The sequence below is a fragment of the Methyloceanibacter sp. genome (assembly GCF_050726195.1).
GTDB lineage: Bacteria > Pseudomonadota > Alphaproteobacteria > Rhizobiales > Methyloligellaceae > Methyloceanibacter.
On record NZ_JBOHJC010000001.1, the window covers coordinates 252,624 to 267,145 of the forward strand.

Here is a 14,522-nt window from a genome sequence, read left to right on the forward strand (position 1 = left end):
TAGTTACGCCGCTTCCTTCGCGCTCTTCTTGAGCCGCTTGATCAACTCACCGAAGGCCAGGAGGAAGCCTTCAATATCGGTATTCCGGGTCCCAAAACCAAGGCTTGCGCGGATCGCGCCATGCGCGATCTCGGGCCGCACCCCCATCGCCGCCAGCACGTGCGAAGCCTCGACCTTCCCCGACGAGCAGGCGCTGCCTGCGCTCACGGCGATGCCGGCAAGATCGAGCCCGATGACCAAAGTCTCGGCCTTGGCGCCAGGTACGGCGATGCACGAGGTATTGGGAAGGCGCGCAACGCCGGCGGACAGCACGACGGCATCAGGCGCAATGGCGCGCACGCCCTCCTCGAGCGCATCCCTTAGCTTGGCGGTCTCGTCCATCTTGGAGAGGTCGGCGGCCGCAAGCTCGGCGGCAACGCCGAAACCGACGATGCCTGCCACGTTCTCCGTGCCGGCGCGACGCTGGCGCTCCTGACCGCCGCCCTTGATGAGTGGCTCCATGGTCGCGCCTTCGGCAAGCACCAATGCGCCCACCCCCTTGGGGCCGCCGATCTTGTGGGCCGACAGGGTCATGAGGTCGGCGCCCCAGGGCCCGATATCGAGAGGCACACGGCCGGCGGCTTGTACGGCGTCGGTATGCAACAGCCCGCCAGCCGCATGGGCGATCTCGGCGGCTTCGGCGACCGGCTGAATGGCGCCGGTCTCGTTGTTGGCAGCCATGAGTGAGACGAGCGGGCGCCAGCCGCCCGGCTCGTGGCGCCTAACCTGCTCCCGAAGGACGGCGAGGTCGGCGATACCGTCCGCCGTGACGGGAATAACGCTGGTCGTCTCGCGATGGAACCGGCCGCCGGATAGCACCGATGGGTGCTCGACCGCCGACAAATAGCAATGCCAAGCTCCGCCGGATTGCGCCGCGAGCGCGAGCACATTGGCTTCGCTGCCTCCGCTCGTGAAGACCACGTCCTCGGGCCTCGCGCCGACGAGAGCGGCCACTTTCGCCCGCGCGTCCTCGATCGCCGCGCGCGCCGTCCGCCCCTCCTCGTGCACCGAGGACGGGTTGCCGTGAAGGGCGAGCGCCTCGACCACCGCCTCGCGGACTTCGGTCCGGAGCGGCGCAGTGGCGTTATAGTCAAGATAGGAGCGCTGGTTCATGCTCTGCTGAGACTCGCGGCCGAATGCCGCCGGTTAACGCTTGCACGGGCCCCCGTCGCACGTGCTATGAAGCGCGGCCTGACAATTTGGACCGCTCCAAGCGCCCAGCTGATTTGGAGCGGCCTTGTTTGGAACAATTCTAATCTCTAGCCTGTATAGGATTCCGAGGCGGCAGAGTCAAGGTTCGCGGCGGTGTTTGGTGCGCACGATAACGCGCCCCATATACAGTCTCGCTCACAAAAATAACGTTCAGTCGAGGCCACCAGTTCATGCCTGAAGTCAACATTAGCGGCCCGGGCGGCCGGATCGAGGCCCGCTATCACCACGAGCGCTCCCCCAGCTCGCCTGTCGCTCTCATCCTGCATCCCCACCCGCAATTCGGCGGGACAATGAACAACCAAGTCGTCTACCACTTGTACTACGCCTTCCAGAAGCGGGGCTTCTCGGTGTTGCGCTTCAACTTCCGCGGCGTAGGACGGAGCGAGGGTCTGTTCGACAACGGGCCCGGGGAATTGGCGGATGCTGCCACGGCGCTCGACTGGCTTCAGGCCTACAACGCCGACGCTCCGTCCTGCTGGATCGCCGGCGTCTCGTTCGGCGCGTGGATCGCCATGCAGCTCCTGATGCGGCGCCCAGAGATCGAGGGCTTCATCTCCGTAGCGCCGCCCGCCAACCTCTACGACTTCACCTTCCTCGCTCCCTGCCCCTCCTCGGGTCTGATGGTCAACGGGGCGAAAGATCGAGTCGTGCCAACGGAGTCCGTGCGCGGGCTCGTGGATCGGCTGAAGACGCAGAAAGGCATCGTCATCGAGCACGCGACCGTGCCCGACGCCAACCACTTCTTCGAGGAGCGCATGGACGGCCTCATGCAGGTGGTGGATGGCTATCTGGACAAGCGCCTCGGCAAGACCAAGAAGCGAAAAGAGTCGGCTGCGTAGAGGGTCACCCCAGCGCAGGCCGCCTGAAGGTCGCGTTTGGTGTTCGCCGTCCAACCTGATAGAGGCTCTTGGCGAACGCTGATTCAGACGCACGAGGCGGCCACGCCATGAGCACCGTCAAGTCAGACTTCCTGCACGAACTCGCGACCCGCGGCTACATTCACCAATGCACCGACGAGGCAGGGCTCGACAAGCTTGCGCGCAGCGAGATCATCACCGGCTATATCGGCTTCGACTGCACGGCGCCGAGCCTGCACGTGGGCAACCTGGTCTCCATCATGCTGTTGCGCAAGCTGCAGCAGACGGGCCATCGCCCCATCGTCTTGATCGGCGGCGGCACTACCAAGGTCGGCGACCCATCCGGCAAGGACGAAGCGCGCAAGCTGCTCACCGAGGCCGAGATCGCCGCCAACATCGCCGGCATCGAATCGGTGTTCGCCAAGTTCCTGAGCTTCGGCGATGGCGATACCGGCGCGGTGATGATCAACAATGCCGACTGGCTCGATCAGCTCAATTACATCGACTTCCTGCGCGACTATGGACGTCATTTCAGCGTCAACCGCATGCTGACTTACGAGTCGGTGAAGCTCAGGCTCGACCGCGAGCAGCCGTTGAGCTTCATCGAGTTCAACTACATGGTGCTCCAGGCCTATGACTTCGTGGAGCTCTACCGCCGCGAAGGCTGCCGGCTGCAGATGGGCGGCTCGGACCAATGGGGCAATATCGTCGGCGGCATCGAGCTCGGCCGGCGCACCGAGGGCGTCGAGCTGTGCGGGCTGACCTCGCCGCTGCTTACCACCGCTTCGGGGGCCAAGATGGGCAAAACCGCCGCGGGCGCGGTGTGGCTCAACCCGGACATGCTCTCCCCTTACGACTATTGGCAGTATTGGCGGAACGTCGAGGACGCGGACGTGCCGCGCTTCCTCAAGCTCTTTACCGAGCTGTCGCTCAAGGAGATCGGCAAGCTCGCCGCGCTCGAAGGGGCCGAGCTGAACGAAGCGAAGAAGATCCTCGCCACCGAGGCGACCGCGCTCGTGCATGGGCGTGATGCCGCCGACCGCGCCGCGGAGACGGCGCGCACCACCTTCGAGGAAGGCGAGATCGCCGCCAACCTGCCGAGCGTCGAGGTGGCCCGCGCCGATCTCGAAAATGGGCTGGGCGTGCTGAACGCGAGCCTGCTTGCCGGTTTCGTCCAATCGACGGGGGAAGCACGGCGGCAAATCAGGGGCGGCGGCATCAAAGTCAACGACGTGGCCATCACCAATGAGCGGCATGTGCTCACGCTCTCAGACCTGACTGAGGAAGGCGTGATCAAGCTGTCGCTGGGCAAGAAGCGGCACGCGCTGATCCGGCCCGTCTAGGTTCAGCGACCGAACGGCTGGACGCCTTCAAATTCGGGAGACGCCGAGGCCGCAGCCGCATCCGGCGGGATCGAGCCGGTGAAGTCGAAGATTTGGCGGAAGATCCCGGGCGTCATCACCGACATCGGATTGACGAGCACCGAGGGATCATCAAGCTTGCCCTTGATGGCGAAGGTAATGCCGACTACGCCTTCCCCCTGCCGGCCCACCAGCACCCTGCCAAGAATGGGAATGTTGCCGAGCGCCGAATTGAGCCCATAGAGCGGCACGTAGGTGCCGCCCAGGTCGACCGTTTGCGACTTGAAGTCCACCGTGCCGCGCATGGTGGCGCCGAGCGCCGGGCCGTTGATGTAAGCGTCGCGTAGCCGGAACTTTCCCGATCCCACGGAGAAGGGCGCGCGGAGCTGCTTGAAGCGAATCCTTGACCTGGCGATTTGCTGCTTTTGCTGTCCCAACACCGCCGTCGAGCTAGGGTCGGTGAGGACATCAGCCACAACGGCATCACCCACCACGTCAAAGTCCTGCGCCCACAAGGTGCCCAACTTCGTCCCCGGACCGCCAGCGTCGAGATTGACCTGCAAGGAAGCCAATCCGCCCTCGATACTCCGGTAAAAGCCGACGAGCTTGAACGCCGCTCCGGCATCACGAGCTTCAGCCTTGATCAGCCGCGCTCCATTGCTCTCTTCGAGCTTGACCGCGAGCGGTGCCGAGCCGTTCAACGCACCCTTGGCGTCGAGCGCGACGAGCTGGCCGTTGCGCTTCTTGACCAAGACTTCAACGTCGGTCGCCGTCGTGTCGTAGAAGCCGCTGACCTGGCCGATCTTTGCGGTTAGATCGATGCCGAACGGATCAGAGGGCTCGTCCGAGCCGTCTTCGACGAGCTGGCCTGCCGAAAACAGCGACCGGAAAAACTGCTTGCCGTCATAAGTCGGGCCCTCGGCGTGAATCTCGAGGACCTGGTCGTCGCGAACCGACGCCGTGATCTCGACATGGGTGAACTGGTTGACGGAGAAATCCGAGAAGTGAAAGCCCTTGAGGTGCTGCTCGGCGTCGATGGCGATCTCGCCATAGACGGCGATGTCGTCGCCAACGATCCGCAGGTTTTTCAGGTCGGTCGAGCCGTCTTCGTTCTTCACGACGTCGAAGGCAATTCTGGCGGCCTGGCCCTTCGGCTTTGTCCACCCCATGCCGCCGAACACGAGTTGCGCGTCGGTGAGGTCGGCCTCCATGCTCATGGCCTGGGTGCTCTTGCCAAGTCCTGCGACCGACAAGGTCAGCGTGGTCGGGCCTTGAACCAGATGGTTCACCTTGATGCCGAGCTGCTCGCGCAGGGCCTCATCGAGTGTGGCCGAGACTTGGACCGGCGGCTGCTGATCGTCAGGCGTGTAGAAGACGCGCTGCCAATTAATCTCGGCAGGCACGTCCTTGATCTTGATTTCTCCTCTCGCAGTGACGCCTGCGTCGGAGAGATCAACGCCGAGAGCGCCGCCCTCGATGCCCATGTCGCCCACGATGTTCGAGGCGATGGCGTCGTTGAGCCGCGCCATGCCCTGCATCTTGATCTCCTTGAAGTCGAGCTCCGCCTTGAGCGGCATCGACAGGGTAAATTCGCCTTCGGCGGTGCCGCCAAGAAAGTCAGACTTCATGCCTACTTCCCTGATGTAGCCGAGAGGTTCGTGATCGAGGAGCTGCATCACCGTAGGGGTCGCCGCCGCCGCCCTGAAAGTAATGACGCCTTGCTGCGGGTCCTCGCGGAGGTCGGGAATGAAGAACCGCCCCTCGCTCAGCGCAACCTCCTCGCCGGAGGCAACCACGATCCTCGCCTGGGGAATGTCCACGACAAATTCGGTGCCGACGACCGTGAGTTTGGCATCGCCTGTGATCACCGGCGGCATCTTGGGGATATAGGCAATGCTCATGCCGCTGAGATTGAGCTCCACGCTGATGGCGCCGTCGGGCGCATCGCCTCCCTTCTCAATCTCGGCAAGAGCGCCGGCCGGCAACGCCACATTGAATTTGCCGCCCAGGACCTCCCCCCCGGCGATGCGCGCGAGCACCCATTTGCGCGCTTTGCCGGCGAGGAACTTCGGCCATAGCTGCTTGAGCGTGTCGACCGGCATGGCGCTCACGTCGCCGGCGAGGTTGATTTCCGGCGATCCCGGCGCATCGACGACGGTGCCGGACACGACGATCGACGCACCACCGGCACGAATGACGAAGCGGGAAAGGGTCAGGCGTCCGTCTTTCGGGGCGATATTGCCCATCGCTCGCCATTCATCGACGTTGGTGGGGCCGAGCCCGAACTCCTCGATGGCGAAGACTGCGTTCTCGGCCTTTAAATCGAAGTCCCACGAGACCGGCTTGTTCTTCGCGTCACGCACGGGACGGAACTCGCCGCTGATGGTGGCCTTGCTCTTGCCCCAGCGAAGCGTGGACGGGGCGATCTCGACGACGTCGTTGTGCTTGTGATAGCGCACAGTGAAGTCGCCGTGGTCGATGCGCATCGGCATGTCGCGGTCCCAAGGGGGCGTGATGTGTCCCGGGGCCAGCCTGAGCTTCGCCTCGCCCGACAGAAAGTCGCCCGAATTGGACAGTTCGACGGTGCCGTCGCCGTCGACGGCCATATCAAGAGCCCGAAGCACACCGATCGATGGAAAATTGCCGGCGATACCCGAGGGGACCAGGTTCTCGATCAGCGCGGTGATGGAGAGGCTGTCGCGCCGCGTATGTTCCTCAGTACGGACCTCGAGTTGCCAATCGCCCTTGCTCGAGGCAACGTTGGCCTGTCCGACCAGGATGCTGCGATTGTCGCGATGCTCGAGGTCGATGGCGAAATCCGGAACTTGCCATAGCGTCTGCTCGCCATCCTGGTTGAGAACGACGATCGCATTCTTGAAGCCGAAGCGCGTCAGATAGGATGTGTCGCCAGCCCGCGCACGATCGAAAACCTCGGCCACCGTCTTGTTCAAATCGAACTTCCGAGGGCCGGCGCCGACGGGGGGCTCGAGACGCTTCGTGACGACGGACTCGGGCGCCACTTCGAGCTGATCCGCGGCCTCACCCGCCGGCAACGTGCCGCGCATCAAGCTATCGCCATCCTCGCCCGAAGGTCGTGTGAAGCTCAGAGCAAGGCCCTGGTCTGAGTTGTGGGAAAGCAGAAGGCGCGGACCGATGAAATCGACGCTTCCCGGCGCGAGCCGGCCCGACAGCAGCGCGCTGCCACTCATGCCAATGGCGGCGAGCGGCGCCTGCGCCACGATCGAGCCATCCTTGTCGATCAGGCGAATGTTTCGCAGGCGGAACAACACGCCAGGTCCGTCGGCGCTGCGCTGGAGAACCGCATCGTCGATCTTCACATGGAGATCGGTGAGCTGGTCGTTGATTGCCGTCTCGATCGGCGGGACGAGGCTCGGCAGGGAAATGGGTCCGCGGGCCAAGCGTCCATAGCCGCCGACGATAGCGATGAGACCGACGACGAGGATGCCGGCGAAGATCTCACGACAGACATGGGCGCCGCGCGAGGACAGCCTGGCAAGCTCGATCTGAACCGGCGGAGGAACCCGCTTCACGAGCGCCCGGCCCCGCGCGGGCAAGGCACGAATGGCTTTGCCACTCTCGGAAGTGAGCTTGAGGAAGGTCCCCGCGATCGGTTCGTTCATTCAGTCACAGGCCCCGACAAAGCTTCGGCAAGCAGGCGATCGCCACACGCTTCCGAGGGCTCGTGCAAGCGCCCAAGCGCACCCACCAGCCTCGCCGAACAAGCGATGCCCCGGTCCGCTCATGGTCTTTGCCGGCACCCCCCAAGGCGCACCCTTAACGTCCCGCCCGTGCCTCGTTACCACGGCGCACAAAGCGAGGCTAAGGTCTTGTGGCATAAGATGCGCCAAAATCGGCCAAAGGAAGGCGATTTTTTGCGACTGAGACCCTCGCCGCCGCGTCCCCCTTTGGGGCGGAAGCCGCGGGGCCGGAGAACCCCCATGACAAGGTTGGGGTGAGGCGATATTGTCACAAGAAGGCGTCGGGCCCTGGGTGTTAGCCTTCAGACGAGAAGCTCCGCGACAATCCAGGTAGGCGGACTAATGTCTTATGTCGCGGGACCTAGTGCCGAGTACGTTTCGCGCTGCGTCACTCGTATCGGATGGGGAGGTACCACGTATGTTCACGAAGAAGCCTGAGGGCGAGACTGTCACCAAGCTGGGCGAGAGGCCGAGCAGTTCCGAAACCAAATCATCGCCTTTCACTGAAAGGCCCGCCACGTATGCGAAAGGCCCAAGCCCGAGCTCCAGTGCCAGCAAGATGGTCCCTTCCATCATTGGCGAAGATCTGACGATCACCGGCAACGTCACGTCGAAAGGAGAGATTCAGGTCGACGGCGAAATCCAGGGGGACATTCATTGCGGCTCCCTTTTGCTCGGCGACAGGTCCCAGGTCATGGGATCGGTCATCGCCGAGGACGTCGTCGTGCGCGGCAAGGTGGTGGGCTCGGTCCGGGGCCTCAGGGTTACCCTACAGGCGCAGTCCCATGTCGAGGGCGACATCTTTCATCAAAGCCTCGCCATCGAACAGGGCGCCTATTTCGAAGGGAAGTCGCGCCGGTCCGACGATCCGATGGCAGAGGTCAAAGGCGCCGACAGGCCGGCCCACAAATCCTCCAGCTTCGATCAGAAGTCGAGCGACACGGGCAGCGGAAATCCGTTCTCAGGCCGCGCCGCGGAATAGCGGAGAGGTCTTAGGCCGTATTCAGGCAACGGACGGAACGCCGGTCTACACCTTGGCGTCGGCGTGAATGCGCTCGGCCAGGGCCGCCTCGATAAAGGCGTCGATGTCGCCGTCGAGCACGGCGCTCGGATTCGTACTTTCGACGCCTGTCCGCAAATCCTTCACGAGCTGGTAGGGCTGTAGCACGTAGGATCTGATCTGGTGGCCCCAGCCGATCTCGGACTTCGAGGCGGCCGCCGCTGACGCCTCTTCCTCGCGCCGCTTGAGTTCAGCCTCGTAGAGCCGGGCGCGCAGCATGGCCCACGCCGTCGCCCGGTTCTTATGCTGCGACCGCTCGTTCTGACACTGCACGACGATCCCGGTGGGGATGTGCGTGATGCGTACCGCGCTGTCGGTGGTGTTGACGTGCTGGCCGCCGGCGCCAGAGGCGCGATACGTGTCGATGCGGACGTCCTTGTCGTCGATCTCGATGGCGATGGTGTCGTCGATCGCGGGGTAAACCCACACGGAGGCAAAGCTCGTGTGGCGCCGCGCATTAGAGTCGAAGGGCGAGATGCGCACCAGGCGGTGCACCCCGGACTCAGTTTTAAGCCAGCCATAGGCGTTCATGCCTTTGACGAGGACAGTAGCGGACTTGATGCCGGCTTCCTCGCCGTAATGCTCGCCGATGATCTCGGTCTTGTAGCCCCGCGCTTCCGCCCAACGCAGATACATGCGCTCGAGCATCTGCGCCCAATCCTGGCTCTCGGTCCCTCCGGCGCCGGCGTGAATCTCGACATAAGCGTCGTTGGCATCCGCCTCGCCGGAAAGCAGGGCTTCGACCTCGCGGGTGTGGGCCTCCTGCCGCAGCTTGCGCAGTGCCGTCTCGGCCTCGGCGACAATGGTCTCGTCGCCCTCCTCCTCACCAAGGGCGATGAGGGTGAGATTGTCGTCCAGTTCTCGCGTGAGGCGTTCGAAGGCGTTGAGCGAGGTTTCGATCTGCTGCCGTTCGCGCATCAGGCCTTGCGCGCGGAGCGCATCGTTCCAGAAGTTCGGCGCCTCCGCCTCGCGGTCGAGCGCCGTCAGCCTCGCCTTTGCCTGAGCGGGGTCAAAGATGCCTCCTGAGTAAAGACAACGATTCCTTGATATCGTTGACGACCGTCTCGGTTTCGGCCCGCATTCGGATTCCTCGGATCTCGCAGGACAATGAAACGCGTCAGGCGGGGAGCAACCCCGCCTGAAGCTCGCTTGCGCTTCGGCCTTAGTAGAGGCCGCCGGTGCCCGATGTCAAAGCCCGGTCATTGCCGGGGGGCGGGCCAGGAAAGCCTGCGCCCTGGCTTGGCGGAATCTGCCCGGGTGGCGGCGGGAATTGCCCTTGCGGCGGAGGGAATTGCCCTTGCGGCGGCGGAAACTGCCCTTGCGGTGGCGGAAACTGGCCGGGCGGCGGCGGGAAATCTTCGCCCGAGGCCGACGGGAATCCAGGCGGCTGTTCATCCTCGACGGCGTCGGGGTAATCGGGGAATTCCTGACCCGGAAGCCCCTCTCCCTCGCCCTGAACGGCGACGGCGACGCCCGCAGGCGCTTGCCCGGGCTTGAACGCCTCCAGGACGACGTCCCCCTCGCCCGGACGCGCCGGCAAACCGGTCGTGTGATTGACACGCACCAGCATCGCCCCGGGCGGAGCGCGGAACGGAACCGGCGGCACGCCCTCCAGCGCCACCTTCAGAAAGTCGCTGACGATCGGCGCGGCAAGGCCGCCTCCCGTCGCAGACCGTCCCATGGATCTCGGCTGGTCGTAGCCGACATAGGCTCCGACGGCGAGGTCGGGAGTGAAGCCGATGAACCACGCGTCCTTGTAGTCGTTGGTCGTTCCGGTCTTACCCGCCAGCGGCCGCTTGAGCGCTTTCAGCCTGGTCGCCGTGCCGCTCTGGACCACACCTTCCATGATGCCGACCATCTGGAACGCGGAAATCGGATCGATGATCTGCTCGCGGACGTCGACAAGCGCGGGCCCCTTCTGTCCGGTCCACTCGCGCGCCCCGCATTCGGTACAGTCACGCCTGTCGTGCCGCCAAACCGTGCGGCCATAGCGATCCTGGATTCGATCGATGAAGGTGGACTCGATCTTCTTGCCGCCATTGGCGATCATGGAATAGGCGGTGACCATGCGGATCAGCGTGGTCTCGCCCGAACCGAGCGACATGGCAAGCGAAGGCATCAGGTTGTCATAAACGCCGAACCGCCGCGAGTACTCGACGATGGTCGGCATCCCCATGTCGCGAGAAAGCCGCACCGTCATCAGGTTGCGCGACTTCTCGATGCCCCGACGCAAGGTCGAGGGCCCCGCGCCGCCGCCCGAATAGTTTTTCGGGCACCATTTGGGCATGCCCCTGCCCTGGTCGATGCAGATCGCGCCGTCGACGATAATGCTGGATGGCGTGTAGCCGTTGTCGAGCGCCGCCGTGTAGATGAGCGGCTTGAACGAGGAGCCGGGCTGCCGGAGCGCCTGGGTGGCGCGGTCGAACTGACTCTGGGCGAAGCTGAAGCCGCCGGCGATGGCAAGCACCCTGCCGGTATGCGGGTCCAGGGCGACGAGAGCGCCGCTCACCTCAGGAGGCTGCTGCAGCGACCACTCACCCTCGACGACCTTCTCCGTCTCGGTGCCGTCCTCTGCTTTCTGCTTCACCCGGCGCGGCGCCACGTAGATGACGTCACCGGGCTTCAGGACCGCATTCACCGCGCCCTTGCGCGTCCACTTCACCTCCTCGAGCGGGATGACACCGATTTCGCGCTGCTCGACGAGCTTGCCGGTTTTGTCGCGACCGGGGCGTATGCCCACCTTGGCCTGGTCCTTGGTGGCTTCGAGCACGACGCCAAGCTTCCACGGCTCGATGTCGCTCCACACCGGAACGCCGGCGAGCGCCTTGCCCCAATCGCCGGCAATGTCGATCGTCTTCTCGACGCCACGCCAGCCGCCATGGGTGCGATCATAGGCGGTCAGGCCGTCGACCAAGGCCTTGCGCGCGATGGCCTGCAGACGCGGGTCGAGCGTCGTGCGAACGGACAGACCGCCACCATAGAGTTTGTCCTCGCCGAAGCGGTCGAGAATCTCACGGCGGACCTCCTCGGCAAAATACTCAGAGGCAAAAATCTTGGGCCCATAGGTTCGTGCTTGGACCCCGAGCGGCGAGGCCTTCGCCTCCTCCCCTTCTTCGACGGTGGCGAAGCCGTTTTCGACAATGCGGTCGATGACCCAGTTGCGCCGGGCGACCGCGCGCTCGGGATATTTAAACGGATCGTAGTTGCTCGGCGCCTTGGGCAACGTGGCGAGATAGGCGGCGTCTGCCAGAGTCAGCTCATTCAGCGCCTTGTCCCAATAAGTCTGAGCCGCGGCGGCGACACCGTAAGCACCAACGCCGAGATAAATCTCGTTGAGGTAGAGCTCGAGGATCTGCTCCTTGGTGAAAGCGCGCTCGATACGGATGGCGAGGATTGCTTCCTTCAGCTTGCGCTCGATGTTCTGATCCTTGGTCAGAAGGAAGTTCTTGGCGACCTGCTGGGTGATCGTCGAGGCACCGACCATACGCCGGCCGGACTGCATGGCACTCAAATTGGTGGTGACAGCGCGCAGAATCCCCTGAATGTCGAGGCCGCCATGCTGATAGAAGTTCTTGTCCTCGGCCGATATGAAGGCCTCGACGAGGCGCTGCGGAATCGCCGTGATCGGCACGTAGATGCGGCGCTGGCGGGCGAATTCAGCGATCAACCTGCCGTCATTGGCGTGGATGCGCGTCATCACCGGCGGCTCGTATTTGGCGAGCACTTCGTAGTCCGGCAACTCCTGCGATACTTTCCACAAGACAAAGGCAGCGGCGCCAGCAACAGCGATGAATAGGATCATGCTGGCGGCGAACATGAAGCCGAGAAAACGCAAAAAGAACCCGCCGCGACGACGGCGGCGCCGCTGCTCCGGCGGCTTGACTGGTGCCGTAATATCCATTGGTCCCGATCCGTCAAACCCCGGCTCGCCCCCGGGGGTACCCACGCTCAACCCTAGCCAAGAATATGGCAATAAAACGCTGAACACGTATCAGGTATCAGGATTCCGGCGTCAGGTCACCGGCACTCCAGGGCGCGCGTCTAACTCAGCTCAGTAGGGCATGCGGGCAATGCGCTTGGCGAAATAGTCGTCGATGGCGGCCGTGACCGAGTCGGTCATGCGGTCGCGCCAGCTGTCGGACGTCAGCTGCTTCTCATCGTCAGGGTTACTCAAAAAGCCCAGCTCGAGCAGCACCGAGGGTACGTCCGGCGCCTTCAGCACGCGAAATCCAGCCGATCTGAGCCGTTTCGTGTGTAGCGTACCTTTGGTCGCGAGTTCTCCGACAATGGACCGCGCAAACACCACCGAGCGGTTCTGGGTTTCGCGCTGCGCCAGGTCGATAAGGATGTTGGCCACCACTTCGTCGGAATCGCTCGGCAATTCGACGCCGGCGATGACGTCGGAGAAGTTCTCTTTAGCGGCGAGCGCCCTCGCTTCCTCGTCCGAAGCTTGCTCCGACAGAGTATAGACCGTGGCGCCGCGCGCCTTGTCGATGGTAATGGGGAAATAGTCGGCGTGGATGGATAGAAAAAGTCCCGCCCCCTTCTTCTGCGCGAAGGCGACCCGCTCCTGGAGCGGAAGGAAGGTATCATCGTCGCGCGTTAGATGAACTTCGTAGCGCCCGGTGGCGGTCAGCTTCTCTTTCAGGCGCTTGGCGAACTGGAGTACCACCTCTTTCTCCGTGACCCCGTTGGCGCTGCTGGTGCCGGGATCGACGCCGCCGTGGCCAGCGTCGAGAACGACGATGGGCTTCGCATCGGCGGGACGCTCTGGCGGCTGCGGCAGCGGCGCATGCGTGGCCTGGCTCTCGGCCAGCGGCTTCGCCTCGCGGAGCTTGGTAAGGAACGTCTGCTCGTCGGTCGGAACGAGGTCGATGACGAGACGCGCGGGCTGATCGTCGCGCGGCTCGAGCACGAAGACCTTGTCGATGAGGAACGGCCCGCTGACGTCGATGACGATGCGCGACTTGCCTGGCGCGAACAAGCCATAGCGGTATGCGGTGACGAGGCCCCTCCGCTCCTTGCCGATGCCAGGCGGCATCTGGAAATTCACGTCGGGAGCGTCAACGATGACCCGATAGGGATTGCCCAGGGCGAAGACGTGGACATCGACCTTCCGCGACAGGTCGGCGATGAACCGGGTGCGTTCGCGGTCGCCGGCGAGGCGCGCATCCTTGGCAATCGTGCCCTTCGATTGGGCGTGGGAGGGTGCGCCCGCGAGCAAAGGCAGCACCGCCGAGAGCATCAGCGCCATCACCCCTGACAGCGCGACTGCAATCAAGGCACGCAGAGCTCGCATTGTTCCCCACTAACTCGACGTCGCGCGGTTTGGTTCTCAACGGGCGCGTTGGCCGGTACGATACGCAAACACGTTGGAATCGGGCTAAATTGTTAACCACAGCTGGTTAAGCGACCGTTGTGACCCTTTGGCGGCGCTCACGCACGAGGCTTGCCAAATCTCCCGGCAAGCCCGTAATAAGGGTCAGGCTCTTCTGAGCCCTAGCCCTCGGACGCCACGCGGCGATACGGGCTGAGTTGTTTTATCGCGTCTGGCCTTATGAAATTTAAGCCAAGACGCAGACAAGCGGCGGCCAGGTAACAGACGGCCGTCCAGTTGAAACTACTGGCCGCGCTTCGCGGCTTGTGAGGAATGCGATGCAGAGTCAGGGCAATCAGCTAAGCACCGGGAATCACCGGGCTTTCCTGACGCCTCTGGGCACTTGGCGGCCGCCTGTGGCCGAACCCCACAGCCGGGAGACTTGGCTGCTCGTGGGTCATCGCAACGAATCATGGTCTATTGGTCATTGGCGCGCGCGGGCCTCAGGCTCACGCCCGGCGAGGCGGTTTTTGATGCCGCCCTTCCCGGCCCGCGCGGCGGAGAACACACAACATGTCAAGCAAAATGCTAATCGATGCGGCGCATCCGGAGGAGACCCGGGTCGTCGTGGTAAAGGGCAATCGCGTCGAGGAATTTGATTACGAATCCGCGAATAAGAAGCAACTCAGAGGCAATATCTATCTTGCCAAAGTCACGCGCGTCGAGCCGTCGCTCCAAGCTGCATTTGTCGATTACGGCGGCAACCGGCACGGCTTCTTAGCTTTTACCGAAATACATCCAGACTATTACCAGATCCCGGTCGCGGACCGGCAGGCCCTTCTCGAAGAGGAGGCCGCTGAGCAAAGCCGCGCCTCCGCTGAGGAGGCCGCTGAGGACGAGGCCGCCGCGGGGCGCCGCCGCCGCCGCGGCCGGCGCGGCCGTAGCCGGGTCGACACC

At 63.7% G+C, this 14,522-nt stretch carries 8 protein-coding genes and 1 pseudogene; 4 read left to right on the forward strand and 5 right to left on the reverse strand.

Features of this window, described 5'->3' with window-relative positions; translation table 11 throughout:
- Positions 1 to 3: 3 nt before the first annotated feature.
- Positions 4 to 1,152: a cysteine desulfurase family protein gene (locus tag ACRECX_RS01310; RefSeq protein WP_431556999.1), complete on the reverse strand. Its 1,149-nt coding sequence runs from the start codon at positions 1,150 to 1,152 to the stop codon at positions 4 to 6.
- A gap of 269 nt (positions 1,153 to 1,421) precedes the next feature.
- Here ACRECX_RS01310 and ACRECX_RS01315 point away from each other — a divergent pair, with 269 nt between their 5' ends.
- Both ACRECX_RS01315 and tyrS read left to right on the forward strand, forming a co-directional pair.
- Positions 1,422 to 2,090 carry an alpha/beta hydrolase gene (locus tag ACRECX_RS01315; RefSeq protein WP_431557000.1) on the forward strand — a complete coding sequence of 223 codons (669 nt, stop codon included), beginning with the start codon at positions 1,422 to 1,424 and terminating at the stop codon, positions 2,088 to 2,090.
- 107 nt (positions 2,091 to 2,197) lie between these two features.
- On the forward strand, positions 2,198 to 3,451 hold the full coding sequence (tyrS, locus tag ACRECX_RS01320; RefSeq protein WP_431557001.1) for a tyrosine--tRNA ligase: 1,254 nt from the start codon (positions 2,198 to 2,200) through the stop codon (positions 3,449 to 3,451).
- Positions 3,452 to 3,453: 2 nt separating this feature from the next.
- Here the strand turns inward: tyrS and ACRECX_RS01325 are convergent, their stop codons facing one another.
- Positions 3,454 to 7,110, reverse strand: a complete 3,657-nt coding sequence (locus ACRECX_RS01325) for an AsmA-like C-terminal domain-containing protein (RefSeq protein WP_431557002.1) — start codon at positions 7,108 to 7,110, stop codon at positions 3,454 to 3,456.
- A gap of 637 nt (positions 7,111 to 7,747) precedes the next feature.
- Between ACRECX_RS01325 and ACRECX_RS01330 the strand changes: the two genes are divergently transcribed.
- Positions 7,748 to 8,170: a bactofilin family protein gene (locus ACRECX_RS01330; RefSeq protein WP_431557003.1), complete on the forward strand. Its 423-nt coding sequence runs from the start codon at positions 7,748 to 7,750 to the stop codon at positions 8,168 to 8,170.
- A 45-nt stretch (positions 8,171 to 8,215) separates the two neighbouring features.
- Here the strand turns inward: ACRECX_RS01330 and prfB are convergent.
- From prfB to ACRECX_RS01345, 3 genes are all read right to left on the reverse strand, one after another.
- Positions 8,216 to 9,329, reverse strand: a protein-coding gene (gene prfB / locus ACRECX_RS01335) for a peptide chain release factor 2 (RefSeq protein ID WP_431557004.1) whose coding sequence is annotated in 2 segments (ribosomal slippage) — positions 8,216 to 9,259 and positions 9,261 to 9,329 — 1,113 coding nt in all. Because the reading frame shifts where the segments join, the coding sequence is not laid out codon by codon here.
- 81 nt (positions 9,330 to 9,410) lie between these two features.
- Positions 9,411 to 12,065 (reverse strand): penicillin-binding protein 1A, encoded by a 2,655-nt coding sequence (locus ACRECX_RS01340; RefSeq protein WP_431557017.1) that lies wholly within the window; start codon positions 12,063 to 12,065, stop codon positions 9,411 to 9,413.
- Between the two features lie 234 nt (positions 12,066 to 12,299).
- Entirely contained in the window at positions 12,300 to 13,547 is a 1,248-nt protein-coding gene (locus ACRECX_RS01345) for an N-acetylmuramoyl-L-alanine amidase (RefSeq protein WP_431557005.1), read from the reverse strand.
- A 591-nt stretch (positions 13,548 to 14,138) separates the two neighbouring features.
- Here ACRECX_RS01345 and ACRECX_RS01350 point away from each other — a divergent pair.
- Positions 14,139 to 14,522: pseudogene (locus ACRECX_RS01350) on the forward strand (ribonuclease E/G); the annotation flags it as partial.

Excerpts from the sequence above, each read along its gene's own strand:
- ACRECX_RS01325 (WP_431557002.1), bottom strand. The coding sequence starts at position 7,110 with ATGAACGAACCGATCGCGGGGACCTTCCTCAAGCTCACTTCCGAGAGT.
- ACRECX_RS01330 (WP_431557003.1), top strand. The coding sequence starts at position 7,748 with ATGGTCCCTTCCATCATTGGCGAAGATCTGACGATCACCGGCAACGTC.
- tyrS (WP_431557001.1), top strand. The coding sequence starts at position 2,198 with ATGAGCACCGTCAAGTCAGACTTCCTGCACGAACTCGCGACCCGCGGC.
- ACRECX_RS01310 (WP_431556999.1), bottom strand. The coding sequence starts at position 1,152 with ATGAACCAGCGCTCCTATCTTGACTATAACGCCACTGCGCCGCTCCGG.
- ACRECX_RS01340 (WP_431557017.1), bottom strand. The coding sequence starts at position 12,065 with ATGTTCGCCGCCAGCATGATCCTATTCATCGCTGTTGCTGGCGCCGCT.
- ACRECX_RS01345 (WP_431557005.1), bottom strand. The coding sequence starts at position 13,547 with ATGCGAGCTCTGCGTGCCTTGATTGCAGTCGCGCTGTCAGGGGTGATG.
- ACRECX_RS01315 (WP_431557000.1), top strand. The coding sequence starts at position 1,422 with ATGCCTGAAGTCAACATTAGCGGCCCGGGCGGCCGGATCGAGGCCCGC.